Origin of the sequence: Pseudomonas sp. Sample_22, assembly GCF_004307635.1 — a bacterium.
Classification (GTDB): Bacteria; Pseudomonadota; Gammaproteobacteria; order Pseudomonadales; family Pseudomonadaceae; genus Aquipseudomonas.
Genome location: NZ_RCNY01000013.1, coordinates 94,197 through 119,260 on the forward strand (window position 1 = coordinate 94,197; position 25,064 = coordinate 119,260).

A 25,064-nucleotide genomic window follows, 5' to 3' on the forward strand; every position below is an offset into this window, starting at 1 on the left:
CCTGATGAACATCATCAAGCCGTACCCTTCGCCATTGATCACCGGGCGCGGCATCGACCTCGACTTCCCGATGCTTGTCGGTTGCCTGGCGTTGATTGGTCTGGGCCTGATCATGATCGCATCGGCGTCCACCGAGGTGGCGGCGGTTCAGTCGGGCAGTGCCCTGTATTACATGATCCGCCACCTTATCTATGTGGTGCTGGGGCTGGGTGCCTGCATCGTCACCATGATGATCCCGATCGCTACATGGCAACGCCTGGGCTGGCTGATGCTGATCGGTGCGTTCGGCTTGCTGGTGATGGTGATCATCCCGGGCATCGGCCGGGAAGTGAACGGTTCGATGCGCTGGATCGGTTTCAGTTTCTTCAACGTCCAGCCTTCCGAGATCGCCAAGGTGTTCGTGGTGATCTACCTCGCCGGTTATCTGGTACGTCGCCAGAAAGAAGTGCGGGAAAGCTGGATGGGCTTCTTCAAGCCGTTCATCGTGCTGCTGCCCATGGCGGGCCTGTTGCTGATGGAGCCGGACTTCGGTGCCACCGTGGTGATGATGGGCGCTGCGGCGGCGATGCTGTTCCTTGGCGGCGTCGGGTTGTTCCGTTTCTCGTTGATGGTGGTGTTGGCCGTCGGGGCCGTGGTGCTGTTGATTCAAATGCAGCCTTATCGCATGGCGCGCCTGACCAACTTCGCCGATCCATGGGCCGACCAGTTCGGTGCCGGTTATCAGCTGTCCCAGGCCTTGATCGCGTTCGGTCGTGGTGAGTGGCTGGGCGTTGGCCTGGGCAACAGCGTGCAGAAACAGTTTTACCTGCCGGAAGCCCACACTGACTTCGTGTTCTCGGTGCTCGCCGAAGAACTGGGGGCTGTCGGTTCCCTGTGCACCGTCGCGCTGTTCGTTTTCGTATGTATTCGCGGCATGTACATCGGCTTGTGGGCCGAGAAGGCCAAGCAGTTCTTCGCCGCGTATGTTGCCTACGGGTTGTCGTTCCTGTGGATCGGCCAGTTCCTGATCAACATCGGCGTGAACGTCGGCCTGCTGCCGACCAAGGGCCTGACATTGCCGTTCCTCAGTTATGGCGGTAGCTCGTTGGTGATCTGCTGTGCCTGTCTCGGTTTGCTCCTGCGCATTGAGTGGGAGAGTCGAACCCATTTGGGCAGTGAAGAGATGGAGTTCCATGAGAGCGACTTCGCCGAGGAGCCGACCCATGGGCGCTAACGTATTGATCATGGCGGGCGGCACCGGAGGCCACGTGTTCCCGGCGCTGGCCTGTGCCCGCGAATTCCAGGCTCGCGGCTATACCGTGCACTGGCTCGGTACGCCACGGGGTATTGAAAACGATCTGGTTCCTGCGGCCGGCATCGAATTGCATCGGATCAACGCCAGTGGCTTGCGCGGCAAGGGCAAGTTGTCCCTGCTCAAGGCACCGTTGATGTTGCTCCAGTCGGTCTGGCAGGCGCGGGCGATCATTCGACGGCTGCGGCCGGCCTGCGTGGTCGGTTTTGGTGGTTATGTGACCGGTCCTGGCGGCATTGCGGCGAAACTGGCCGGTGTGCCGGTGATCGTTCACGAACAGAACGCCGTGGCCGGCACCGCCAATCGGTTGCTTGTGCCGTTCGCCGCCCGGGTGTGTGAAGCATTCCCCGACACCTTTACCCTGTCGAGCAGCCGACGGACCACCGGTAATCCGGTGCGCACCGAACTGTTCCTCGAAACATCGCGACCAGCCCTGGCTGGGCGCAAGGCGCGTTTGCTGATCCTCGGCGGAAGCCTGGGCGCGGAGCCGTTGAACAAGTTGCTGCCTGAAGCCCTGGCGCAAGTCGCTGTCGACCTGCGTCCGGACGTGTTCCATCAGGCTGGCAGAAACCACGATGAAGTGACTGCAGAGCGCTATCGCGCGGCTGGCGTCGAGGCGCAAGTGCAGCCTTTCATCAAAGACATGGCCCAAGCCTATGGCTGGGCCGACCTGGTGGTATGTCGCGCAGGCGCGCTGACCATCAGTGAACTGGCTGCCGCCGGTCTGCCCTCGATGCTGGTGCCTTTGCCCCATGCCATCGACGATCACCAGACCCGCAACGCCGATTATTTGGCCCGTGAAGGCGCTGCTTTCCTGATGCCGCAAAGAACGACTGGCGCAGCGGATCTTGCCGCTCGCCTGACAGAGGTCCTGATGCAACCGCAACGACTCGAAGAAATGGCTACTGCGGCACGCCGCCTGGCCAAACCCGATGCTACCCGTAACGTCGTCGACACCTGCCTGGAGGTGGCCCATGGTTGAGAATCAGAAAGCCATGCCGCAACCGGAAATGCGCCGCATCCGCCGTATCCACTTCGTCGGTATCGGCGGTGTGGGCATGTGCGGGATTGCCGAAGTGTTGTTGAACCTGGGCTATGAAGTGTCCGGTTCCGACCTGAAGGCTTCGCCGGTCACCGAGCGCCTGGAAACGTTCGGCGCACAGATTTTCATCGGCCACCGTGCCGAAAACGCTGCCGCTGCCGACGTGCTGGTGGTGTCGAGTGCCGTGAACACGTCCAACCCGGAAGTCGCCACTGCACTGGAACGCCGCATCCCGGTGGTACCGCGTGCAGAAATGCTGGCTGAGCTGATGCGCTATCGCCACGGCATCGCCGTCGCCGGTACCCACGGCAAAACCACCACCACCAGCCTGATCGCTTCGGTGTTCGCCGCCGGTGGCCTGGACCCGACGTTCGTCATCGGTGGTCGTCTGAACGCCGCAGGCACCAATGCCCAGCTTGGCACCAGCCGCTACCTGATCGCCGAAGCCGATGAAAGCGATGCGAGCTTCCTGCACCTGCAACCGCTGGTCGCCGTGGTCACCAACATCGACGCCGATCACATGGCGACCTACGACGGTGACTTCAACAAGCTGAAGAAAACTTTCGTCGAGTTCCTGCACAACCTGCCGTTCTACGGTCTGGCCGTGGTGTGTCTGGATGATCCGGTGGTGCGTGAAATCCTGCCGCAAGTGAAGCGTCCGACCGTGACTTACGGTTTCGGCGACGACTGCGACGTGCGCGCGATCAATGTGCGCCAGCAAGGTATGCAAACCTTCTTCACCGTGCTGCGTCCAGATCGCGAGCCGCTCGATGTCTCGGTGAACATGCCGGGCAACCACAACGTATTGAACGCACTGGCGACCATCTGCATCGCCACGGACGAGGGCGTCAGCGATGAAGCCATCGTTCAGGGCCTGTCCGGGTTCCAGGGTGTCGGCCGGCGCTTCCAGGTCTACGGCGAACTGCCGGTGGACGACGGCAGCGTGATGCTGGTCGACGACTACGGTCACCACCCGACCGAAGTGGCGGCGGTGATCAAGGCCGTGCGCGGTGGCTGGCCGGAGCGCCGACTGGTGATGGTCTACCAGCCGCACCGTTACAGCCGCACCCGCGACCTGTACGACGATTTCGTCAATGTCCTGGCCGACGCCAATGTGCTGCTGTTGATGGAAGTCTATCCGGCCGGCGAAGAGCCGATCCCGGGTGCTGACAGCCGCAAGCTGTGCAACAGCATCCGCCAGCGCGGCCAGCTCGATCCGATCTACATCGAGCGCGGTGCCGACCTGGCGCCGATCGTCAAGCCGCTGCTGCGTGCCGGCGACATCCTGCTGTGCCAGGGCGCGGGTGATGTGGGCGGTCTTGCCCCGAGTTTGTTGAAGAGTTCGTTGTTCACGGGTGCCGTGGCGGCATCGGTAGAGGGAAAGTTGAAATGATTGCTGCGTACGCCAACCTCGTTTCCACTGTCGCGCCGAAGGACTTCGGCCGCGTCGCCGTGTTGTTCGGTGGCAAGAGTGCCGAGCGCGAGGTGTCCCTGAAATCGGGCAACGCCGTTCTCGACGCGCTGCAAAGTGCGGGCGTGGATGCGTTCGGCCTCGATGTGGGCGACGACCTGTTGCAGCGTCTGCAGAGTGAAAAGATCGACCGCGCCTTCATCATCCTCCACGGTCGCGGTGGTGAAGACGGCAGCATGCAGGGCCTGCTCGAATGCCTGGGCATTCCTTACACCGGCAGCGGCATTCTCGCTTCGGCCCTGGCCATGGACAAACTGCGCACCAAGCAGGTCTGGCACAGCCTCGGGATTCCGACGCCACGTCACGCCGTGCTGCGCAGCGAGGCCGATTGTATTTCGGCAGCGACGGAACTGGGCTTTCCTTTGATCGTCAAACCGGCGCATGAAGGTTCAAGTATCGGGATGGCCAAAGTGACTTCCGCGTCCGAATTGATCGACGCCTGGAAAGCGGCCAGTACCTACGATTCGCAAGTGTTGGTCGAGCAATGGATTCAAGGTCCGGAGTTCACCATCGCCACCCTGCGTGACCAGGTGTTGCCTCCCATCGCCCTGGGCACGACGCACAGTTTCTACGACTACGACGCCAAGTACATCGCCAACGATACCCAATACCGCATTCCGTGCGGGCTGGATAGCGCCAAGGAAAAGGAACTCATGGACCTCACGGCGAAAGCCTGTGACGCGCTGGGTATCGCCGGTTGGGGCAGGGCGGACGTGATGCAGGACGCCGACGGGCAGTTCTGGTTTCTGGAAGTGAACACCGCACCGGGCATGACCGATCACAGTCTGGTTCCGATGGCGGCCCGTGCTGCCGGTCTGGATTTCCAGCAATTGGTTCTGGCGATCCTGGCCGCAAGTATCGAGGCAAGAGGTTAAGACCATGCATGGCGCTCAAGTCAGACATCAGCCACCCGTACCCGGCCGCAAGCCGGTGCCGCGGGGTGCCAGCCGAATGGTGGCCAAAGAGCCGATGTCTGCGCGCCTGCCGAAAGCCAATTTCGGTTTTCTCAAGAGTCTGTTCTGGCCGGTGCTGCTGGTGGCGTTGGGGTTCGGTACATACGAAGGCGCGCAGCGTTTGCTGCCGTACGCTGACCGGCCGATCACCAAAATCAACGTGCAGGGCGACTTGAGCTACATCAGCCAGCAAGCGGTGCAGCAACGGATCGCTCCATTCGTGGCGTCGAGTTTCTTCACCATCGACCTGGCGAGCATGCGCACCGAGCTGGAGCAGATGCCATGGATTGCCCACGCCGAAGTGCGCAGGGTGTGGCCGGATCAAGTGGTGATCCGCCTGGAAGAGCAACTGCCGGTTGCCCGATGGGGTGACGAGTCGCTGTTGAATAACCAGGGTCAGGCCTTTACCCCGCGTGAGCTGGCGAACTACGAACACTTGCCGCAGCTGTTCGGTCCACAACGGGCTCAACAGCAGGTGATGCAGCAATACCAGGTCCTGAGCCAGATGCTCCGGCCGCTGGGCTTCTCGATTGCACGCCTGGAGTTGCGTGAACGAGGCAGCTGGTTCCTGACCACCGGCCCAGGCAGTGCGGGCCCCGGGATCGAACTGCTGCTGGGGCGCGGCAACCAGGTGGAAAAGATGCGCCGCTTCATTGCCATCTACGACAAGACGCTTAAAGAACAGATTACGAACATTGCGCGTATCGATCTGCGCTACGCCAACGGCCTCGCTGTTGGCTGGCGGGAACCCGTAGCGCCGACGGCAGCCCAACCCGCTGTCGCGAAGAATTAAGAAGAGGCAGGACCCATGGCAAACGTGCAAAGCGGCAAAATGATCGTCGGTCTCGATATCGGCACCTCCAAGGTGGTGGCGCTGGTAGGCGAGGTTTCGGACGACGGCACGCTGGAAATCGTCGGGATCGGTACGCATCCGTCCCGTGGCCTGAAGAAAGGCGTGGTGGTGAACATCGAATCCACCGTGCAATCGATCCAGCGCGCGATTGAAGAAGCCCAGCTGATGGCGGGTTGCCGCATCCACTCGGCATTTGTCGGCGTGGCCGGCAATCACATTCGCAGCCTGAACTCCCACGGCATCGTGGCGATTCGTGATCGCGAAGTCAGCTCTGCCGACCTTGAACGCGTGCTCGACGCCGCCCAGGCTGTGGCGATCCCGGCTGACCAGCGGGTGCTGCACACCCTGCCGCAGGATTACGTGATCGATAACCAGGAAGGCGTGCGCGAGCCACTGGGCATGTCCGGGGTACGTCTGGAAGCCAAGGTTCACGTGGTCACCTGCGCCGTCAACGCCGCACAGAACATTGAAAAATGCGTGCGCCGCTGCGGCCTGGAAATCGACGACATCATTCTCGAGCAACTGGCGTCGGCCTATTCGGTGCTGACCGACGACGAAAAAGAACTGGGCGTGTGCCTGGTGGATATCGGCGGCGGCACCACTGACATCGCGATCTTCACTGAGGGCGCGATCCGCCACACCGCAGTGATTCCAATCGCGGGCGATCAGGTGACCAATGACATCGCCATGGCGTTGCGCACCCCGACCCAGTACGCCGAAGAAATCAAGATTCGCTACGCCTGTGCCCTGGCCAAGCTGGCCGGTGCCGGTGAAACCATCAAGGTGCCGAGTGTTGGCGACCGTCCGCCGCGCGAACTGTCTCGCCAGGCCCTGGCCGAAGTGGTCGAGCCGCGCTACGACGAACTGTTCACGCTGATCCAGGCCGAGCTGCGCCGCAGCGGCTACGAAGACCTGATTCCGGCCGGCATCGTGCTGACCGGTGGTACGTCGAAGATGGAAGGCGCCACCGAATTGGCCGAGGAAATCTTCCATATGCCAGTACGCCTGGGCGTGCCTCACGGTGTGAGGGGCCTGGATGACGTAGTTCGCAACCCGATTTATTCCACCGGCGTTGGCCTGTTGATGTACGGCCTGCAGAAGCAATCCGACGGCATTTCGTTCTCGGGCATCGGCAGTCGCGACAGCTACAGCAACGAAGAGCCGAAAGGCGCCTTGCTCGATCGCATCAAGAGCTGGGTACAGGGAAATTTCTAAGGATTTACCGCAGCACCGTTGTAGATATACGCAGTAGGCGAAAAAAACTAGAGAACGTAAAGGAGAGGGAAAATGTTCGAACTCGTAGACAACATCCCCGCAAGTCCGGTAATCAAGGTTATCGGTGTTGGCGGTGGCGGCGGCAACGCTGTGAATCACATGGTCAAGAGCAACATTGAAGGCGTCGAGTTCATCTGCGCCAACACTGATGCCCAGGCGCTGAAAAGCATCAGCGCGCGGACCATCCTGCAACTGGGTACCGGCGTGACCAAAGGTCTGGGTGCCGGTGCCAACCCTGAAGTAGGTCGTCAGGCCGCTCTCGAAGACCGTGAGCGCATTGCCGAAGTCCTGCAGGGTACCAACATGGTGTTCATCACCACTGGCATGGGCGGTGGTACCGGTACCGGTGCTGCGCCGATCATTGCCGAAGTGGCCAAGGAAATGGGGATCCTCACCGTTGCGGTGGTGACCCGTCCGTTCCCGTTCGAAGGTCGCAAGCGCATGCAGCTGGCCGACGAGGGCATCCGCCTGCTGTCGGAAAGCGTCGACTCGCTGATCACCATTCCCAACGAGAAGCTGCTGACCATCCTCGGTAAAGACGCCAGCCTGCTGTCGGCTTTCGCCAAGGCTGACGATGTACTGGCCGGTGCCGTTCGCGGTATCTCCGACATCATCAAGCGTCCGGGCATGATCAACGTCGACTTCGCCGACGTGCGTACCGTGATGAGTGAAATGGGCATGGCGATGATGGGCACTGGCTGCGCCAGCGGTCCGAACCGTGCACGTGAAGCCACTGAAGCAGCCATCCGCAACCCGTTGCTCGAAGACGTGAACCTGCAAGGCGCACGCGGCATCCTGGTGAACATCACCGCCGGTCCTGACCTGTCCCTGGGTGAGTACTCCGACGTGGGTAGCATCATCGAAGCCTTCGCTTCCGAGCATGCGATGGTCAAGGTCGGTACCGTTATCGATCCGGACATGCGCGACGAGCTGCACGTGACTGTCGTGGCGACCGGCCTGGGCGCTAAAATCGAGAAGCCTGTGAAGGTCATCGACAATACCGTTCACACGTCGATGGCGTCGCAGCCACAACAACAAGCCCCTGTTCGTCAGGAAGCTCCAGCGGTGAACTACCGTGACCTGGACCGTCCGACCGTCATGCGCAACCAGGCTCAGGCCGGTGCTGCGGCTGCCGCGAAGATGAATCCGCAAGATGATCTGGACTACCTGGACATTCCAGCATTCCTGCGTCGTCAGGCCGATTGATGAAATGTATCAGGGCTATGAAGGTGATTGGTGTTCAGCAAAGGCATGGTCTGCTATCATCGCCAGCCTTTGTTGATACCAGTTCGCAATTTGCGCTGAAGCGGCCCAAGCCATGATTAAACAACGCACACTGAAAAATATTATCCGTGCCACAGGTGTAGGTCTGCACTCCGGGGAGAAGGTCTACCTGACCCTCAAGCCTGCGCCTGTCGACACCGGCATCGTGTTTGTTCGTGCCGACCTGGACCCTGCGGTGCAGATCCCGGCGCGCGCGGAAAACGTTGGTGAAACCACGATGTCGACCACTCTGGTCAACGGTGACACCAAAGTGGATACGGTGGAGCACTTGCTCTCGGCCATGGCTGGCCTGGGCATCGATAACGCCTACGTCGAGCTCTCCGCGTCCGAAGTCCCGATCATGGATGGTAGCGCTGGACCCTTCGTATTTCTGATTCAGTCGGCTGGCCTGGAAGAACAGGAAGCCGCCAAGAAGTTCATCCGCATCCTGCGTGAAGTGACAGTGGAAGACGGCGACAAGCGCGCCACTTTCGTCCCTTTCGAAGGTTTCAAGGTGAGCTTCGAGATCGATTTCGATCACCCTGTTTTCCGTGACCGCACACAAAGTGCAAGCGTGGATTTTTCCAGTACTTCGTTCGTAAAAGAAGTCAGCCGCGCCCGTACCTTTGGTTTCATGAGTGACATCGAGTACCTGCGCAAGCACAACCTCGCACTCGGCGGCAGCGTTGAAAACGCTATTGTGGTCGACGCGGATGGTGTACTGAACGAAGACGGCCTTCGCTATGAAGACGAATTCGTGAAGCACAAGATCCTCGATGCAATTGGTGACCTCTACCTGCTGGGCAATAGCCTGATTGGTGAGTTCAAGGGCTTCAAGTCCGGACATGCATTGAACAACCAGCTGCTGCGCAAGTTGATTGAGCAGACAGATGCTTGGGAAGTCGTGACTTTCGAAGACGCCAGTACTGCACCGATCTCTTACATGCGTCCTGTTGCGGCCGTGTAAGTAAAAAACCTCTCTAGTTTTTTAAAGGCTACCTTCGGGTGGCCTTTTTTTATGCCTGATCGATAGTGTGAAGTGGCGTGGAAAAGGCGAAAAAAAGCCGCTGATGGCAGCGGCTTTGAAGACAACTTTTCAAAGGGAAGAGCCGATGAAAAGCGTCGAGGGAAATGGGAGCGATGCGCAGCAATCAGCTGTCTTTCTCGACCCGGCCTTGAGTGCTCGCTGCTTGCGGGGCCTGGGTGGCGTCCTGTGCTTTGGCCGTCATCTCGCTCTGGTGCTGCGCGTACACGGCGGCGCGTGCGCTGTTTTGCGCGACGAAGGCTTGCGACTCTTCAGCCATGGCGAACGGAGACAGGAACAAAGAGGACAAAACGAAAGCGCTGGCAATACCCATACTGTTGGACATCTTTAAAACCTTCTTGCTTGGCAAGTGCTGTTTGGTGCGGGCAAAGATAAGGATGTCCGGCGTTGGGAAAAAGGCCGGATTCATGAAAGGACTGTTGCGGTTACGGCAATAGTTGTAATGCCAAGCGTTTTTCTGTGGCGAGGGAGCTTGCTCCCGCTCGGCTGTGGTGCAGTCGTGAATCCAGGGAGCACAATGCTGACTGAAAGGACGCGTGCACAGGTTTCAGGGCCGCTTCGCAGCCCAGCGCGAGCAAGCTCGCTCGCCACGGTAGTGTTTCAGACGGGGAGGTGAATGCCGAACGTGTTCATCCCGTGATCACTGCGCACAAACACATCACCGCCATGCATCAGTGCAATCGCCTTGACGATCGCCAGACCCAACCCGTGATTGTTGCCGCTGTTGCTACGCGAAGCGTCAACGCGGTAGAAACGCTCGAACAAGCGCGGCAGATGTTCGCTGGCAATCGGCGAACCGGGGTTGGCGACACCGATGCTGACCTGATGCTCCCCGGCTTCGATCCGCACTTCAATCACCTGCCCGGGCTCGGTGTGCTGGACTGCGTTGCTCAGCAGGTTGATCAACGCCCGACGCAAATGGGCGATCTCGATGCGCACCAGGGCATCGCCGCTGACCTGCACTTCAACCCGGGCGTCCTCGAGAATGAAATCTAGATACTCCAGGGTCGTGGCCACTTCATCGGCCAGCGAAGTCGAGGTCAGTTTGGTCGCTTTGCTGCCCTGGTCTGCACTGGCGAGGAACAGCATGTCATTGATGATCGAGCGCAAGCGTTCGAGTTCTTCGAGGTTCGATTGCAGCACTTCGAAATAATGTTCCGCCGAGCGTCCGCGGGTCAGTGCCACCTGGGTCTGGCCAATCAGATTGGTCAGCGGTGATCGCAGTTCATGGGCGACATCGGCATTGAACGACTCCAGGCGCGAGTAAGCCTGTTCGACCCGCTCAAGGGTGGCGTTGAAAGCATTGACGAACTGATCCAGTTCCGGCGGCAAGGGCGATAACCTCAAGCGTCCCGAACGCAGCGGCGGGGCCAGGCGCTGGGCTTCATGGGACAGTTTGATCAACGGCTTGAGGCCGATACGTGCCACCCAATAGCCCAGTGCCGAGGCCATCAGCACGCCAACGATCGCCAGGGCAATCAAGGCAATCAGCAGCTGATGCTGGGTCTGGTGAAAGGTCTCGGTGTCGATGGCGATCATGAAGCGCAGTGGCGGGCGCTGGTCCTTGGCCGGGAACTGGCTGACCAGCACTTTGAGCGGGTAAGGCTGACCGGGCAGGGTCATGTCGCGCATGCCCAGCGGCCCTTGGGAGAACTCGCGGATCTGCGGTGTCGGATTGCCGTATTCGTAGCGCGGATCGCCGCTGACGATCCAGAAACTGATGCGTTTGTCTTCTTCGCCCAGCAGCTTGAGTTTGTTGTTGATCTTCACCCAGTGCTCGGGCGTGCCGTAGCGGCCGACCGTTGATTCGAGCACGCTGTAACGCGCGTCCAGTTCGGCCTCGGGCAACAACCCCAGGCCTTTGTCGACCTGTTGGTAGAGTGCCCAGCCGATCAGCAGAAACACCAGAAGCGCCACCAGTGTGAACATCCCGCTCAGGCGCAGGGCGATCGAGTTACTGGACACCACGGCTCTCCAGCACATAACCCATGCCACGAATCGTGTGCAGCAGTTTTTCTTCAAAAGGGCCGTCGAGCTTGGCCCGCAGACGTTTGATCGCGACTTCGACGACGTTGGCGTCGCTATCGAAATTGATGTCCCAGACCATCTCGGCGATGGCGGTCTTGGAGAGGATTTCACCCTGGCGCCGGGCCAATACGCTGAGCAGCGAGAACTCCTTGGCGGTCAGGTCCAGCCGTGCGCCGCCGCGCGTAGCCTTGCGGCTGATCAGATCTATCCACAGGTCGGCAATGCTCACTTGCACCGGTTCATGACCGCCGCTGCGCCGGGTCAGCGCTTGCAGGCGTGCTACCAGTTCAAGGAAGGAAAACGGTTTGCCGAGGTAATCGTCGGCCCCGTCGCGCAGGCCTTTGATGCGATCTTCTACCCGCTCGCGGGCGGTGAGCATGATCACAGGGGTCTGCTTGCGCGCACGCAAGGCGCGCAGGACGCCAAAGCCGTCGAGGCCCGGCAGCATCACATCGAGGACGATCACCGCGTAGTCGCTTTCCAGCGCCATGTGCAGGCCTTCCACGCCATCGCGGGCCAGGTCTACGGTGTAACCCTGTTCCGTCAGGCCGCGGTGCAGATAGTCCGCGGTTTTTTCTTCGTCTTCGACAATCAGGACGCGCATGACCCCGCCTCAGTCTGTGGTCGCCAGCGCCGGTACGGGCGGAGGCGCTGGTGAAGGAGTGTGTTTGTGAAACAACCGCTCCAGCCATAAGTATATGACCGGGGTGGTGAACAGCGTCAGCGCCTGGCTCACCAGCAAGCCGCCGACTACAGCGATACCCAACGGCTGGCGCAATTCGGCGCCGGTGCCGTAGCCGAGCATCAGCGGCAGGGCGCCAAGCAGCGCGGCGAGGGTGGTCATGATGATCGGCCGGAAGCGCGTGATACAGGCCTTGAAGATCGCCTCTTCCGGCGACAGGCCGCCATTGCGCTGCGCTTCGAGGGCGAAGTCGATCATCAGGATGCCGTTTTTCTTGACGATACCGATCAACAGCACCAAGCCGATCAAGGCCATGATCGAAAAATCCTGACCGCAGATCCACAGCATGATCACTGCGCCGAGGCCCGCCGAAGGCAAGGTCGAAATGATCGTCAGCGGATGCACGAAGCTCTCGTAGAGCACACCGAGAATGATGTACACCGCCAACAGCGCCGCGAGAATCAGCCACGGCTGGCTGGCCAGCGAACTCTGGAACGCCTGGGCCGCGCCCTGGAAGTTACCGCTGATGGCGGTTGGCATGCCGATGTCGGCCTTGGCCTGGTTGAGCATGATCACCGCATCGCCCAACGCCACGCCGGGGGCCAGGTTGAACGACAGGTTGGCGGCGGGGAACATGCCGTCGTGGGCGATGGACAGCGGGCCTATGGTCGGCGCTTCGAACCTGGCCAGGGCCGACAACGGCACCATTTCCCCGCTCAGGGGCGAGCGCAGGTAGAAATAGTTGAGGCTTTCGGCTTTGCCGCGTTGCTGGGTGTCCAGTTCCAGGATCACGTTGTATTGGTTGACCTGAGTCTGGAATTCATTGATCTGGCGTTGGCCAAACGCGTCATAAAGCGCTTCGTCGACGTCACTGGCGGTCAGGCCGAAACGGGCCGCGGCGCTACGGTCGATGTTGATGTGGGTGATGCTGCCGCCCAACTGCAGGTCGTTGGAAATGTCGCGGAAGGCCGGGTTGGCGCGCAGTTTTTCCGTCAGGCGCTGGGTCCAGGTGCTCAGGGTCGCGCCGTCGTTGCTCTTGAGCACATATTGGTATTGGGCACGGCTCGGGCCGGAACTGAGGTTGATGTCCTGGCCGGCGCGCAGGTACAGGACGATGCCCGGCACTTTCATCAGTTGCGGGCGAATCCGGTCAATGAACTGGCTGGCCGAGACATCGCGGTCACCGCGTTTTTTCAGGGTGATCCAGAACCGTCCGTTGGCGATGGTCTGGTTACTGCCTGACACCCCGACCGAGTGCGAGAAGGTTTCGACTGCCGGGTCGGCAGCGACGATTTCGGCCATTGCCAGGTGTTTTTTCACCATGTCGCCGTAGGAAATATCGGCGGCGGCTTCAGTGGTGCCGAGGACGAAACCGGTGTCCTGAATCGGGAAAAAGCCCTTGGGAATGAAGATGTAACCAGCGACGGCCAGCCCCAGCGACAACGCAAACACACCGATCATGGTTTTCTGGTGGGCGAGGGCGCGGCGCAGACCTTTTTCGTACCACGCCAGCAGACGCTCGCCGAAGCCCGGTTTATCGTGGGCGTGATGCACAGGTGCGCGCATGAACAGCGCGGCCAGGGTCGGCGCCAACGTCAGGGACACCACCACCGAGATCAGGATGGTGGAGGTGGCGGTCAACGCAAATTCCTTGAACAGCCGCCCGACCACGCCCCCCATGAACAGCAGCGGAATGAATGCTGCCACCAGCGAGAAACTGATCGAGACCACGGTGAAGCCGATTTCCCCGGCACCCTTGATTGCCGCCTCGCGCATACCGTCGCCGGCCTCCAGGTGACGGTGAATGTTTTCCACCACCACGATCGCATCGTCGACCACAAACCCCACGGCCACCACGATCGCCACCAGCGTCAGGTTGTTCAGGCTGAAGCCCATGACGTACATCAGGGCAAAACTGGCGATCAGCGACACACCAAGCACCGCCGACACGATCAACGTGGCTGACAACTGGCGCAGGAACAGCGCCATCACCGCCACTACAAGCAGGACGGCGATCAGCAAGGTGATTTCCACTTCATGCAAGGACGCGCGGATGGTCTGGGTGCGGTCGATCAGCACCTTGACCTGCACCGAAGCCGGCAACATGGCTTCCAGCGCCGGCAGTGCCGCCTGAATGCGATCCACGGTCTCGACGATGTTGGCGCCTGGCTGGCGGAAAATCACCAGGTTGACCCCCGGCTGCGACCCCGCCCAGGCTTGAACGTAGGCATCTTCCGAACCGTTGACGACTTTGGCGACATCCTTGAGATGAACCGGTGCGCCATCCTTGTAGGAAACGATCAGTTGGCTGTATTCGTCGGGATGGAACAGTTGATCATTGGTCGAAAGCGTCGAGATGCTTGACTCGCCGTATAGCGCGCCTTTGGCCAGATTGAGGCTGGTTTGCTGGATGGCCAGACGGATGTCGGCCAGGGTGAGGCCGATGGCCGCCAGTTTATCGGCGGAGACCTGGACGCGAATTGCCGGACGCTGCTGACCGGTGATGGCGACCTGTCCGACACCATCGACCTGGCTGAGCTGACGGGACAATAGGGTTTCCGTCAGGTCGCTGAGCTCCGGGCCGGGCATCAGCGACGAGTTGACGCTGAGGATCAGCACCGGGCTGTCGGCCGGGTTGACCTTGCGCCAGGTCGGCAGGTTCGGCATGTCCTTGGGCAGTTTGCCGGCAGCGGTGTTGATCGCGGCCTGGACTTCCTGGGCGGCGGTGTCGATGCTCTTGTCGAGGGTGAATTGCAGGGTCAGGTTGGTCGAGCCCAGAGCACTGCTCGAGGTCATCTGGGTCACGCCGGGAATGGCGCTGAATTGCACTTCCAGAGGCGTGGCCACCGACGACGCCATGGTTTCCGGGCTGGCACCTGGCAATTGCGCGGCCACCTGGATGGTCGGAAATTCCGCTTCCGGCAACGGCGCGATGGGCAAACGCGGGAAGGCAATCGCGCCCAGCAGCACCAGGGCAAAGGTCAGCAGAATGGTCGCCACCGGATGATCGATGCACCAGGCTGAAACCGAACCATGGCCCTTCATGGCGCCGACTCCGATTGCACTACTTGCGGCGGATCGGTCAGCACCTGCACCGTCGAGCCGGGCTTGAGGCGGGACTGCCCGTCGCTGACCAGCTTATCCCCGGGCTGTACGCCTTTGATGATGTTCTGGCCGCTGTCCTGATAGACCATTTGCACCGGGACGGTTTCGACCTTGTCGCCCTTGAGGCGGTAGACGAAATGTTGATCGAGGCCACGCTGTACGACGTTGGGCGGTACGACCAGCGCATCTTTATCCAGTGCGGTCTGAATTTTTACCGTCACCAGCAGGCCGGGCCAGAGCTTCTGTCCCGGGTTGTTGAATTCGGCCTTGGCGCGGATGGTGCCGGTGTTGGCGTTGATCTGGTTGTCGATCAAGGTCAAATGGCCTTCGCCCAGCAGATTGCCGGTTTCGCCGTCGGTATCGGCACCGATATAAGCCTTTACCTGAGCGCGCTGTGGGTCGTTGATCAGGCCCTGCAGGGTTGGCAGCATCTGTTGCGGCAGCGAGAACTCCACAGCGATCGGGTCGATCTGGGTCACGGTGAACAGGCCCTGGGTGTCGGTCATGCGCAGGAAGTTGCCTTCATCCACAGTACGAATGCCGACGCGACCGGTCACCGGAGAGCGAATCTGCGTGTAAGACAGTTGCACCAGAGCGGCGTCGATGGAGGCCTGGTTGCCTTGAGCGGTGGCCTTGAGCTGGTTGACCAGCGCTTGTTGCTGGTCGTAGGTCTGCTTGGAAACGCCGTCGTCGACACTCAGCAGTTTGTAGCGCTTGAGGTTCACCTGCGCCACTTGCAGTTGCGCCTGGCTTTCGCCCAGTTGCGCCCGGGCCTGGTCAAGGCTGGCGCGGATCGAGCGATCGTCGATAGTGGCCAACAGGTCGCCTTTTTTCACCAATTGGCCTTCCTTGACCATGATTTTGGTGAGGATGCCGTCGATTTGGGGGCGGACCACGACGCTGTGCAGTGACAGCACCGAGCCGATGCCGCTGACGAAGCGCGGGACGTCTTTTTCGGTGACGTTGACGACGCGCACGGGGATGGCGGTGGGGGTGGCCAGTTTTGCCTTGGCGGGTTTGGTGGCGAACCACACGCCCAGCGCTGCCAGGAGAATCAGGAGGGCGACGAGCAGGGCGGGTTTTTGCTGGATTCGCATGCGAGTGGGGCGCCGGGGCTGGTTTTTGGGCGAAGGGTATGTCCCTTTATAAACCTGTTTGGGGGTCGGGAAGGTGACTGCTAACTGACGGCGCTGTCAGTTTGGCCTTGCCTTGGCGGCCTCTGGGCCGGCCAGGCGTTGGATAGAACGTGTACATATCCGTTGCTGCGGTAACGGCGGCTTAGGGTTTCGCCCTTACGGCGAGTGACTTTTTTTACAAGCGCCAAAAAAAAGTAACCAAAAAAACGCTTGCCCCTGACGTACGGCCCCTCGCTGAGGCTCGGGGTTCCTTCGCTCCGGCATTCATCCGGGGGCATCGCCTCCGGTCTGCTTCGCGACGACCTCCTCTCGATGTGTGCGGCTGCGCCGCACGGCGCTACGCGCCCACCCCCGGATAAACGCCTCCACTCAGCCTGCCGAGGGGGCGGGTGGATCAAGATCAAAAGCTGCAGGCGAGCTAACGCTCGGCCTGTTGAGTGGTGAGAAGCAACGGCGGTTGTATGGTGTTCTACTTTTGCTTTTGCTTGCTTTTGCCCTTCTGTGGGAGCTGGCTTGTCGGGTCGCCGCATCGCAGCGATGGCGGCCTGCCAGCCGACCAATTTCCACCATATGCCCCCCATCCCATTGTAGGAGCGAGCCTGCTCGCGAAAAAACCCCAGACACTGCGTTCATTCAGACAGGACACATTATCGTTGACGACCATCGCCAGCAGGCTGGCTCCTACAGGGGATCATCATATGCCCAAGCAATTAGGCCGGCCGGTAGCCCGCCCCCCGAGCATGGATATGCACTCAATCAAGTTCCACTCGGCACCGCCAACCTCAATTCGCCACCCGAACCCCACCCAGGCTCCCGCTCAGTTCATACGCCGCCAACTCCGCCTGATGCGCCGCCAACAACTCCGGCAGCGACCCACGCAGGTACTCCACCCACGTCTTGATCTTCGCATCCAGGTATTGCCGCGAAGGGTAGATGGCGTACAGGTTCAGTTCCTGGGATCGGTATTTGGGCATCACACGCACCAGCGTGCCGTCGCGCAGGCCGTCGATGGCCGCGTACAGCGGCAAGACGCCGACGCCCATGCCGCTGGTGATCGCGGTTTTCATGGCGTCGGCGGAGTTGACTAGGAACGGTGAGCTGTTGATGGTGACCATTTCCTGGCCATCCGGGCCGTCGAAGGCCCATTTCTCGAGGGGGATGACCGGGCTCACCAGGCGCAGGCAGGCGTGGTTGAGCAGGTCGCTGGGTTTTTGTGCGCAGCCGTTGGCTTTGACGTAGGCCGGCGAGGCGCAAACGATGCTGTAGGTGATGCCCAGGCGCTGGGAGACGAAGCCCGAGTCCGGCAGTTCGCTGGCGAGCACGATGGAGACATCGTAGCCCTCGTCGAGCAGGTCCGGTACGCGGTTGGCCATGGTCAGGTCGAAGGTGACGTCCGGATGGGTTTTGCGATAGCGGGCGATGGCGTCGATCACGAAGTGCTGGCCGATGCCGGTCATGGTGTGCACTTTCAGCTGCCCGGCCGGGCGTGCGTGGGCGTCGCTGGCTTCGGCTTCGGCTTCTTCGACGTAGGCCAGGATCTGCTCGCAGCGCAGCAAATAACGCTTGCCGGCTTCGGTCAGGGCGATGCGACGGGTCGTTCGGTTGAGCAGACGGGTTTGCAGGTGGGCTTCCAGGTTGGAGACCGCGCGCGAGACGTTGGCCGTGGTGGTGTCCAGTTGCACCGCGGCGGCGGTGAAACTGCCGGCCTCGGCCACGTAACTGAAGGCGCGCATGTTTTGCAATGTGTCCATGGGGTGCTCTCTTGGCGAATAGCAAATTGTGACACGAAGTTTCTGTTTTTTTACAGGCGACTAAAGATGACTTCCGGATTATCTCGTTAACGGTAACAAAGATTCACAGGATTCCCAGCTTATCGCCCTTCCGGTGGCCCCATAGAATTGCGCATCCCGCAAAACTCCCCACCTCAGGAAATCGCAGCAGTGCCGCGTCGCATCAGCAGAGCGCTTCAGCCGCTCAGTGTTTTCGCTTTAACCCTGGCAATCAGCGGCTGCATCGGAACCGGAGGTATTGGCCCGCAGGGCAAGGCGCTGGAGGCCGATTCACTGGTCACCGACGAAGCCATCCAGAGCGCCGCACAGGATGCGCATTGGCCCACCGCACAATGGTGGCAGGCGTATGGCGATCCGCAACTGAACCGCTGGATCGAAACCGCCATGCAAGGCAGTCCGACCCTGGCCATGGCCGCCGCACGGGTGCGTCAAGCCAAATCGATGGCCGGCATCGCCGAAGCAGCAGAGTCGTTGCAGATCAACGGCGAGTCCACGCTCAAACGTCACAACTGGCCCACCGATCCGTTCTACGGTCCCGGTGACCTGGCCAACAGCACCACTTGGGATAACAACGCCGCGCTGGGTTTCAGCTATGCCCTCGACCTCTGGGGCCGCGAAAGCAATGCCACCGAGCGCGCCGTGGACATGGCCCATATGACGGTCGCCGAAGCGCGCCAGGCCCAACTCGAATTGCAGAACAATATCATGCGCGTCTACATCGAGCTGTCGTTGCACTACGCGCAACGGGACATCGTCGAAGCGACGCTGAAGCAGCAACAGCAAATTCTCGAGCTGGCGCAGAAGCGTTTGAGCGGCGGCATCGGCACCCATTTCGAAGTGAGCCAGGCCGAGACGCCGTTGCCGGAAACCCATCGGCAGATCGATGCGTTGGACGAAGAAATCGCCCTGAGTCGCAATCAATTGGCCGCGCTCGCCGGTAAAGGTCCGGGGGAGGGCGCGCAGCTTCAGCGGCCAACGCTGTCGTTGGGCGCGGCGCTGAAGCTGCCGTCGGCGCTGCCGGCGCAGTTGCTCGGTCAACGGCCGGACGTGGTCGCCAGTCGTTGGCAGGTGGCGGCGCAAGCCCGCGGCATCGATGTCGCTCATGCCGGTTTTTATCCGAACGTCGATCTGGTCGGCAGCCTCGGCTACATGGCCACCGGCGGCGGGGCGCTGGAGTTTTTGACCGGCAAGAAGCTCAACTACAGCGTTGGCCCGGCGATCTCCTTGCCGATCTTCGATGGCGGGCGTTTGCGCGCGCAGTTGGGTGAAGCCTCGGCCGGGTACGACATCGCGGTGGCGCATTACAACCAAACCCTGGTCAACGCGCTGAAAAACATCTCTGATCAGTTGATCCGTCGCGAGTCGATGGACAAGCAGCAAACTTTCGCTGCCGAGTCGGTAGCCACTGCGCAGAAGACCTACGACATCGCGATGATTGCCTATCAGCGCGGGCTCACCGATTACCTCAATGTGCTCAACGCGCAAACCTTGTTGTTTAAGCAGCAACAGGTGCAGCAGCAGGTGCAGGCGGCGCGTTTGAGCGCCCATGCCGAGCTGGTGACCGCATTGGGTGGCGGTCTGGGAGCGGGTGACGATGTGCCGAATGCCCAGCAGACCCAGCCACCGAAAACCCCGAGCCTTCTGAAGTGACTCGTCAGGCAAGGCCACTTTTGTGGCGAGGGAGCTTGCTCGCGCTTGAGTGCGAAGCACTCACAAGATCTTTGGGCTACCAGAGTTCTGGGGCCGCTTCGCTGCCCGGCGCGAGCAAGCGCGCTCGCCACAGGGTTTCAATCGTTTCCAGACTTTCCTGAGTGAACAAGACTCCATGACTCCCTTGCCCGCCCCTCTGCGCTGGCTGTACTCCCTGGAATGGCGCCGGGGTTTCTTTGATTGGGCACGCAGCGACGGCGTGACCTGGGTCTACATTTTCAAGGTGCTGATCGCGGCGTTCCTCACGCTGTGGCTGGCCATGCGCCTGGAATTGCCACAACCGCGCACGGCGATGATCACCGTGTTCATCGTCATGCAGCCGCAGAGCGGCCAGGTGTTCGCCAAGAGTTTCTACCGCTTCCTCGGCACCCTGACGGGGTCGGCGGTGATGGTGGCGCTGATTGCGTTATTTGCGCAAAACACCGAACTGTTTCTCGGCGCACTGGCGATCTGGGTTGGCATCTGCACCGCCGGTGCGGCGCGCTGCCGCAACTTTCGCGCCTATGGTTTTGTGCTGGCCGGCTACACCGCGGCGATGGTCGGGCTGCCTGCATTGGCTCACCCGGAAGGTGCATTCATGGCGGCGGTGTGGCGGGTGCTGGAAATTTCCCTGGGGATTCTCTGCTCGACCCTGATCAGTGCCGCGATCCTCCCGCAAACCGCCAGCGCCGCCATGCGCAACGCCTTGTATCAGCGCTTCGGCGTGTTTGCCCTGTTCGTCACCGATGGCTTGCGCGGTCGCAGTCAACGCGAGGCGTTCGAAGCCGGCAATGTGCGCTTCATTGCCGAGGCTGTCGGCCTGGAAGGGCTGCGCAGCGTCACGGTGTTTGAAGACCCGCACATGCGTCGACGCAATGGCCGACTCAGCCGCCTGAACAGTGAGTTCATGGGCATCACCACGCGTTTCAATGCCCTGCACCAGTTGCTCGAACGCCTGCGCAGCCACGACACGGACCACGCGGTGGCGGCGATCAAACCGGGCTTGCAAGACCTTGCCGAATTACTCGACGGCTTCAGTGGCCGCGCGCTGACCAGCGCCGACGCGGCACGCCTGGTCACGGCGCTGAATGCTTATCAGGCGGGATTGCCGGCGCGGGTGCGCAGCCTGCGGGCGATTTTTCAGGAGAGCGGGCCGAGCGACGACGAACTGCTGGACTTCCACACCGCGTATGAACTGCTGTATCGCTTCGTCGACGACCTGCACAGTTATGCACAGACTCACGCATCCCTGGCCGATCACAGTCATGAACGGGAGCGCTGGGACGAGCCGTTCACCCCGCAGACCAATTGGCTGGTGTCGGCGGCGTCGGGCATTCGCGCGGCGTTTATCCTGGTAGTGTTGGGCAGCTATTGGGTGGCAACGGCGTGGCCGAGCGGGGCGACCATGACCCTGATCGCCGCCGCCACTGTAGGCCTGTCCGCCGCCACGCCGAACCCCAAGCGCATGGCGTTTCAGATGGCGTGCGGCACGCTGCTCGGCGCGCTGATCGGCTTCGTCGAGATGTTTTTCATCTTCCCGTGGATCGATGGTTTTGCCTTGCTGTGCGTGATGCTCGCCCCGGTCATCGTGCTCGGATCATTCCTGGCGTCGCGACCGCAATATGCCGGCGTCGGCCTGGGCTTGTTGATCTTTTTCAGTACCGGTTCGGTGCCGGACAACCTCACCGTCTACAACCCCTACACCTTCATCAACGACTACATCGCCATGGTGCTCGGCATGCTGGTGTGCGCGGCGGCGGGGGCGATCATTCTGCCGCCCAACAGTCGCTGGCTGTGGCGCCGACTGGAGCAGGATCTGCGTGGCCAGGTGGTGTACGCCATCAGCGGCAAGCTCAAGGGGCTGGCGTCGAGTTTCGAAAGTCGCACCCGCGACCTGGTGCACCAGGCCTACGGCTTCGCGGCGGGCCAGCCACAGGTGCAGCGCAACCTGCTGCGCTGGATGTTTGTGGTACTGGAAGTCGGTCACGCGATCATCGAATTGCGCAAGGAACAGGCGATCCTGCCGGTGCACCCGGCGTATGCCGAATCCCAGCCCTGGCGCCAGGCGATCCGCGTGATGGGGCGCGCGCTGGTGCGGCTGTTTTTGCAACCGGGCAGCAGCAACCTCGAACGTGCTCTGATCGCTGTCGACCACGCGATCAGCCGAGTGCAGTCCACTGACGAACCTTTTGCTCCGCACTTCGACACCTCGGCGTTGCGTCGGGTGAAGAGCTACCTGCACTTCATCCGCACATCGCTGCTCGACCCGCAATCGCCCCTTGCCGCCCACGCCAATGCCAAGCCTGAAGGACTTGAACATGCCTCGTGAAATCGCCTTCCACGGCGTGTACATGCCGACCATGACCCTGATGTTCCTGATTGCCGCAGTGGTGGCCTGGGCGCTGGACAGGTTCCTCTCCGGGTTCGACCTGTACCGCTTTTTCTGGCACCCGGCGCTGCTGCGCCTGAGCCTGTTTACCTGTCTGTTCGGCGCGCTGGCGCTGACGGTCTACCACTGATTCTCTATCTCTGAAGAAGGCCCTGATGAAAAAGCTTTTCAGCCTGCTCGCAACCTTGCTGGTGCTGGCCCTTGCGATATGGATCGGCCGGACCCTGTGGGTACATTACATGCAAACCCCATGGACTCGCGATGGCCGGGTGCGCGCCGATATCATCAATGTCGCCGCCGATGTCACCGGCGAAGTGGTGAACGTGCCGGTACGCGACAATCAGTTGGTGAAAAAGGGCGACCTGCTGATGCAAATCGATCCCGAACATTATCGGCTTGCGGTCAAACAGGCGCAGTCGCTGGTGGCTTCGCGCAAGGCCACCTGGGAAATGCGCAAGGTCAACGCCCATCGTCGCGCGGATATGGACAACCTGGTGATCTCCCGGGAAAACCGCGACGACGCCAGCAACCTCGCCGACTCGGCGCTGGCCGATTATCAGCATGCACAAGCGCAACTGGAAGCGGCTGAACTCAACCTCAAACGCACCGAGGTCCGCGCAGCAGTGGACGGTTACGTGACCAACCTCAATGTGCATCGCGGCGACTACGCACGCATCGGTGAAGCGAAGATGGCGGTGGTCGACATGAACTCGTTCTGGGTCTATGGCTTTTTCGAAGAAACCAAATTGCCCCAGGTGCGCGTTGGCGACCAGGCCGACATGCAGCTGATGAGCGGCGAAGTGCTCAAGGGCCACGTGGAAAGCATCTCGCGCGGTATCTATGATCGCGATAATCCAGAGAGCCGCGAACTGATCGCGGACGTGAACCCGACGTTCAACTGGGTGCGTCTGGCGCAACGGGTGCCGGTGCGGATACACATCGATGAAGTGCCGGAGGGTGTGCTGTTGGCGGCGGGGATTACCTGCACCGTGGTGGTGAATCCTGCGGCAGGCGGATAAAACCAAGACAGAAACGCTCTTGTGGCGAGGGAGCTTGCTCCCGCTGGGCTGCGTAGCGGCCCCAGGATGGCACTGCCGAGCAGTCCAACGGGAGCAAGCTCCCTCGCCACAAAAAAAGCGATTGCGTCAGCCTTGGCAAAAAGTCTCCTGCAAATGCCGCCAGAAGATCTTGCCTTTCATCTTCTCGAACACCACGGTGGAGCGGCGATCGGAATGCAGACCGGTGGCATCGGTCTGTTGTTCGCGGTAGCTGACCGTTGCGCCGCCGTCGTGCAGCGCCACGCCAGACAGTTCGCTGAGCTCGATGCGGAACCCGAGCTTCTTGCCGCCCGCCAGCATGAACAGCTCATTGAGCGCGTCGAAATCCAGCACCCGCCCCAGCGGCGAGACCATGGAAAATTGCGGTGAGAAACGCGCCAGCAGTTGTTCCAGTTCGGCAGCGTCGCGCTCTTCGGCCAGCCATTGTTCGATGGCTACGTGGGCCTGGATCACTTCGTCGAAGTATTCGGTGTAGTCGCTCATGATGGATTCCTGAAGTCGGTGGTGACGGTGCTGACGCCATCGCGGGCAAGCCTCGCTCCTACAGGATTAATGCCAATTCAATATCCTGCAGGAGCGAGGCTTGCCCGCAAAGAACGATCTCGCGGAACTAGAGCTGCCCCCGCAACCCGAACCGCTTCATCAATCCCGATTCCAGCAAGCCCTTGGGTAACAAGGCTGCCAGCATTGGCAACGCCCGGCTGCCATTGCCCAGGCGAATCAATCGTGGCGGCTTGTCCTGCTGCACAGCCTTGAGCAGCCCGGCGGCAAATTCACTGGCCGGTGTCGGTTTGTCCTGGGATGCCCTGGCCCGGGCGCGAATGCCTTCGCGCAGCGGGAACCATGGCGATTGTTCGCTGATCAGTTGCTCGGCTTCGTGGCCGGCATTTTTGGCGAAACTGGAGGCGATGGCGCCTGGTTGAACTTCCATGACCCGCACACCGAACGGTGCCAGTTCCATGCGCAGGGCATCGCTCAAGGCATGCACGGCGGCTTTGGACGCGCAGTAGGCACCGGCGAACGGCGTGACCAGGACACCGGACACACTGCCGATATTCACCACAATGCCTTGGGTCCGGCGCAGCACGGGAAACATCGCCCGAGTGACACCGACGATGGCGAACACATTGGTCTCGAACTGGCGTTGCATGGCCGGTACGCCGCCGTCGAGCAACGGCCCCATGGCGCCATAACCGGCGTTGTTGATCAGCACGTCGAGGCCACCGCATTGCTGGTTGATGCGCTCGCTCAACTGCTCAAGCGCCGCACTGTCGTTGACGTCCAGTTGCACGGCGACAAATCCGGCAGCGCTGAGCAGGGCGACATCTTCAACCTTGCGCGCACTGGCCCAGACTTCATAGCCGGCCGCCTTGAAGGCATCGGCGAGGGCGCGGCCGATGCCGCTGGAACAACCGGTAATCAACGCAACGGGCATGGCGCGGTCCTTGTGCAGAATGGAAAAGAGATCAATCGGAGAAACTACCCTGCAATCGCTCGGCGCGAAACTCCAGGGTTTCCGGACGGTAGCCGGGGCGCAGCGGCGGCAGTGGCAAGCAGTCTTCCCAGTTGCCACCGGCCTGCAATTCGCCGGGGCCACGATAACGCGGGGCGCTGTATTGATTGTCGGCCAGGTTGACCGTGTCCCCCGGCGCATAGGCAGCGACTCGCCAACGCAGTTCGGTCAGCGGTACGTCATTGCCGTTGTTCAGGGTCAATTGCAACGGCCGGTCGGCGGGGCAGTGCTGCGGCGCATAGCTGATGCGCAGCTCCAGGCGTTGCAATTGCTTGAGTTCACGGTGGTCCATCCAGATGACCCAAGTGGCAACGATGCCCAGCCCTGCGGCGGCGGCCATGGACACCGGCAAGGCTTTGGCCGGATAGCGCAGCAACAGGATCAGCCAGGTAATGACCAGCAGGATGCCGATGAACATGACGCGAAAACCTCGGGAGCAGAGGAGGTCATCCTACCTAAGCGCAGATGAGGTGGCGATGGG

21 protein-coding genes are annotated in these 25,064 nt (G+C 61.1%); 12 read left to right on the forward strand and 9 right to left on the reverse strand.

Annotated elements, in window-relative coordinates:
* The first annotated feature begins 1 nt into the window (after window position 1).
* From ftsW to lpxC, 8 genes are all read left to right on the forward strand, one after another.
* Complete coding sequence (gene ftsW / locus D8U73_RS02180; protein ID WP_177336556.1) at window positions 2–1,213, forward strand: putative lipid II flippase FtsW; 1,212 nt, start codon at window positions 2–4, stop codon at window positions 1,211–1,213.
* Window positions 1,203–2,273 (forward strand): undecaprenyldiphospho-muramoylpentapeptide beta-N-acetylglucosaminyltransferase, encoded by a 1,071-nt coding sequence (gene murG / locus D8U73_RS02185; protein ID WP_130903606.1) that lies wholly within the window; start codon window positions 1,203–1,205, stop codon window positions 2,271–2,273. Before ftsW ends, murG begins: the two co-directional genes overlap by 11 nt.
* Window positions 2,266–3,726, forward strand: a complete 1,461-nt coding sequence (murC, locus tag D8U73_RS02190; RefSeq protein ID WP_056853195.1) for a UDP-N-acetylmuramate--L-alanine ligase — start codon at window positions 2,266–2,268, stop codon at window positions 3,724–3,726. Before murG ends, murC begins: the two co-directional genes overlap by 8 nt.
* A complete protein-coding gene (locus D8U73_RS02195) occupies window positions 3,723–4,679 on the forward strand; it encodes a D-alanine--D-alanine ligase (protein ID WP_056853194.1) in 957 nt (318 codons plus the stop codon). Before murC ends, D8U73_RS02195 begins: the two co-directional genes overlap by 4 nt.
* A gap of 4 nt (window positions 4,680–4,683) precedes the next feature.
* Complete coding sequence (locus D8U73_RS02200; RefSeq protein ID WP_056853193.1) at window positions 4,684–5,550, forward strand: cell division protein FtsQ/DivIB; 867 nt, start codon at window positions 4,684–4,686, stop codon at window positions 5,548–5,550.
* 15 nt (window positions 5,551–5,565) lie between these two features.
* A complete protein-coding gene (gene ftsA, locus D8U73_RS02205) occupies window positions 5,566–6,825 on the forward strand; it encodes a cell division protein FtsA (RefSeq protein ID WP_056853192.1) in 1,260 nt (419 codons plus the stop codon).
* Between the two features lie 72 nt (window positions 6,826–6,897).
* Entirely contained in the window at window positions 6,898–8,091 is a 1,194-nt protein-coding gene (gene ftsZ, locus D8U73_RS02210; protein WP_053154973.1) for a cell division protein FtsZ, read from the forward strand.
* 112 nt (window positions 8,092–8,203) lie between these two features.
* Complete coding sequence (lpxC, locus tag D8U73_RS02215) at window positions 8,204–9,115, forward strand: UDP-3-O-acyl-N-acetylglucosamine deacetylase (RefSeq protein WP_056853191.1); 912 nt, start codon at window positions 8,204–8,206, stop codon at window positions 9,113–9,115.
* 184 nt (window positions 9,116–9,299) lie between these two features.
* Here lpxC and D8U73_RS02220 read toward each other — a convergent pair whose 3' ends face one another.
* The 6 genes from D8U73_RS02220 to D8U73_RS02255 form a co-directional block, all read right to left on the reverse strand.
* Complete coding sequence (locus D8U73_RS02220; protein WP_056853190.1) at window positions 9,300–9,518, reverse strand: hypothetical protein; 219 nt, start codon at window positions 9,516–9,518, stop codon at window positions 9,300–9,302.
* A gap of 275 nt (window positions 9,519–9,793) precedes the next feature.
* Window positions 9,794–11,158: a heavy metal sensor histidine kinase gene (locus tag D8U73_RS02225; protein ID WP_130903607.1), complete on the reverse strand. Its 1,365-nt coding sequence runs from the start codon at window positions 11,156–11,158 to the stop codon at window positions 9,794–9,796.
* Window positions 11,148–11,825, reverse strand: a complete 678-nt coding sequence (locus D8U73_RS02230) for a heavy metal response regulator transcription factor (protein WP_056853188.1) — start codon at window positions 11,823–11,825, stop codon at window positions 11,148–11,150. Before D8U73_RS02230 ends, D8U73_RS02225 begins: the two co-directional genes overlap by 11 nt.
* A gap of 9 nt (window positions 11,826–11,834) precedes the next feature.
* Window positions 11,835–14,948: a multidrug efflux RND transporter permease subunit gene (locus tag D8U73_RS02235; RefSeq protein ID WP_056853187.1), complete on the reverse strand. Its 3,114-nt coding sequence runs from the start codon at window positions 14,946–14,948 to the stop codon at window positions 11,835–11,837.
* Entirely contained in the window at window positions 14,945–16,105 is a 1,161-nt protein-coding gene (locus tag D8U73_RS02240; protein WP_130903608.1) for an efflux RND transporter periplasmic adaptor subunit, read from the reverse strand. The genes D8U73_RS02235 and D8U73_RS02240 overlap by 4 nt, the downstream gene beginning before the upstream one ends.
* An 821-nt stretch (window positions 16,106–16,926) precedes the next feature.
* A complete protein-coding gene (locus D8U73_RS02255; protein WP_056853185.1) occupies window positions 16,927–17,895 on the reverse strand; it encodes a LysR family transcriptional regulator in 969 nt (322 codons plus the stop codon).
* 189 nt (window positions 17,896–18,084) lie between these two features.
* Here D8U73_RS02255 and D8U73_RS02260 point away from each other — a divergent pair, with 189 nt between their 5' ends.
* The 4 genes from D8U73_RS02260 (at window position 18,085) to D8U73_RS02275 (ending at window position 23,031) form a co-directional block, all read left to right on the forward strand.
* The gene (locus D8U73_RS02260) at window positions 18,085–19,584 is read left to right on the forward strand and encodes an efflux transporter outer membrane subunit (protein ID WP_130903610.1); all 1,500 of its coding nucleotides are present in this window, start codon (window positions 18,085–18,087) and stop codon (window positions 19,582–19,584) included.
* 175 nt (window positions 19,585–19,759) lie between these two features.
* Window positions 19,760–21,952: an FUSC family protein gene (locus tag D8U73_RS02265; protein ID WP_130903611.1), complete on the forward strand. Its 2,193-nt coding sequence runs from the start codon at window positions 19,760–19,762 to the stop codon at window positions 21,950–21,952.
* A complete protein-coding gene (locus tag D8U73_RS02270; RefSeq protein ID WP_056853182.1) occupies window positions 21,942–22,142 on the forward strand; it encodes a DUF1656 domain-containing protein in 201 nt (66 codons plus the stop codon). The genes D8U73_RS02265 and D8U73_RS02270 overlap by 11 nt, the downstream gene beginning before the upstream one ends.
* Before the next feature lie 25 nt (window positions 22,143–22,167).
* On the forward strand, window positions 22,168–23,031 hold the full coding sequence (locus tag D8U73_RS02275; RefSeq protein WP_130903612.1) for an HlyD family secretion protein: 864 nt from the start codon (window positions 22,168–22,170) through the stop codon (window positions 23,029–23,031).
* 126 nt (window positions 23,032–23,157) lie between these two features.
* On the opposite strand, the gene D8U73_RS02280 is transcribed toward D8U73_RS02275, so the two are convergent.
* The 3 genes from D8U73_RS02280 to D8U73_RS02290 all read right to left on the reverse strand — a co-directional run bounded on the left by D8U73_RS02280 (window position 23,158) and on the right by D8U73_RS02290 (window position 25,001).
* Window positions 23,158–23,553 carry a DUF4440 domain-containing protein gene (locus D8U73_RS02280; protein ID WP_130903613.1) on the reverse strand — a complete coding sequence of 132 codons (396 nt, stop codon included), beginning with the start codon at window positions 23,551–23,553 and terminating at the stop codon, window positions 23,158–23,160.
* 127 nt (window positions 23,554–23,680) lie between these two features.
* Window positions 23,681–24,505, reverse strand: a complete 825-nt coding sequence (locus D8U73_RS02285) for an SDR family oxidoreductase (protein ID WP_130903614.1) — start codon at window positions 24,503–24,505, stop codon at window positions 23,681–23,683.
* 31 nt (window positions 24,506–24,536) lie between these two features.
* Entirely contained in the window at window positions 24,537–25,001 is a 465-nt protein-coding gene (locus D8U73_RS02290; protein ID WP_056853178.1) for a hypothetical protein, read from the reverse strand.
* Window positions 25,002–25,064: the final 63 nt, after the last annotated feature.

What these genes read in the sequence shown, in the direction of transcription:
- murG (WP_130903606.1), top strand. Translation starts at nt 1,203, where the DNA reads ATGGGCGCTAACGTATTGATCATGGCGGGCGGCACCGGAGGCCACGTG.
- D8U73_RS02275 (WP_130903612.1), top strand. Translation starts at nt 22,168, where the DNA reads ATGAAAAAGCTTTTCAGCCTGCTCGCAACCTTGCTGGTGCTGGCCCTT.
- murC (WP_056853195.1), top strand. Translation starts at nt 2,266, where the DNA reads ATGGTTGAGAATCAGAAAGCCATGCCGCAACCGGAAATGCGCCGCATC.
- D8U73_RS02240 (WP_130903608.1), bottom strand. Translation starts at nt 16,105, where the DNA reads ATGCGAATCCAGCAAAAACCCGCCCTGCTCGTCGCCCTCCTGATTCTC.
- lpxC (WP_056853191.1), top strand. Translation starts at nt 8,204, where the DNA reads ATGATTAAACAACGCACACTGAAAAATATTATCCGTGCCACAGGTGTA.
- D8U73_RS02285 (WP_130903614.1), bottom strand. Translation starts at nt 24,505, where the DNA reads ATGCCCGTTGCGTTGATTACCGGTTGTTCCAGCGGCATCGGCCGCGCC.
- ftsA (WP_056853192.1), top strand. Translation starts at nt 5,566, where the DNA reads ATGGCAAACGTGCAAAGCGGCAAAATGATCGTCGGTCTCGATATCGGC.
- ftsZ (WP_053154973.1), top strand. Translation starts at nt 6,898, where the DNA reads ATGTTCGAACTCGTAGACAACATCCCCGCAAGTCCGGTAATCAAGGTT.
- D8U73_RS02265 (WP_130903611.1), top strand. Translation starts at nt 19,760, where the DNA reads ATGACTCCCTTGCCCGCCCCTCTGCGCTGGCTGTACTCCCTGGAATGG.
- D8U73_RS02255 (WP_056853185.1), bottom strand. Translation starts at nt 17,895, where the DNA reads ATGGACACATTGCAAAACATGCGCGCCTTCAGTTACGTGGCCGAGGCC.
- D8U73_RS02290 (WP_056853178.1), bottom strand. Translation starts at nt 25,001, where the DNA reads ATGTTCATCGGCATCCTGCTGGTCATTACCTGGCTGATCCTGTTGCTG.
- D8U73_RS02220 (WP_056853190.1), bottom strand. Translation starts at nt 9,518, where the DNA reads ATGTCCAACAGTATGGGTATTGCCAGCGCTTTCGTTTTGTCCTCTTTG.
- D8U73_RS02195 (WP_056853194.1), top strand. Translation starts at nt 3,723, where the DNA reads ATGATTGCTGCGTACGCCAACCTCGTTTCCACTGTCGCGCCGAAGGAC.
- D8U73_RS02230 (WP_056853188.1), bottom strand. Translation starts at nt 11,825, where the DNA reads ATGCGCGTCCTGATTGTCGAAGACGAAGAAAAAACCGCGGACTATCTG.
- D8U73_RS02200 (WP_056853193.1), top strand. Translation starts at nt 4,684, where the DNA reads ATGCATGGCGCTCAAGTCAGACATCAGCCACCCGTACCCGGCCGCAAG.
- D8U73_RS02235 (WP_056853187.1), bottom strand. Translation starts at nt 14,948, where the DNA reads ATGAAGGGCCATGGTTCGGTTTCAGCCTGGTGCATCGATCATCCGGTG.
- D8U73_RS02270 (WP_056853182.1), top strand. Translation starts at nt 21,942, where the DNA reads ATGCCTCGTGAAATCGCCTTCCACGGCGTGTACATGCCGACCATGACC.
- D8U73_RS02280 (WP_130903613.1), bottom strand. Translation starts at nt 23,553, where the DNA reads ATGAGCGACTACACCGAATACTTCGACGAAGTGATCCAGGCCCACGTA.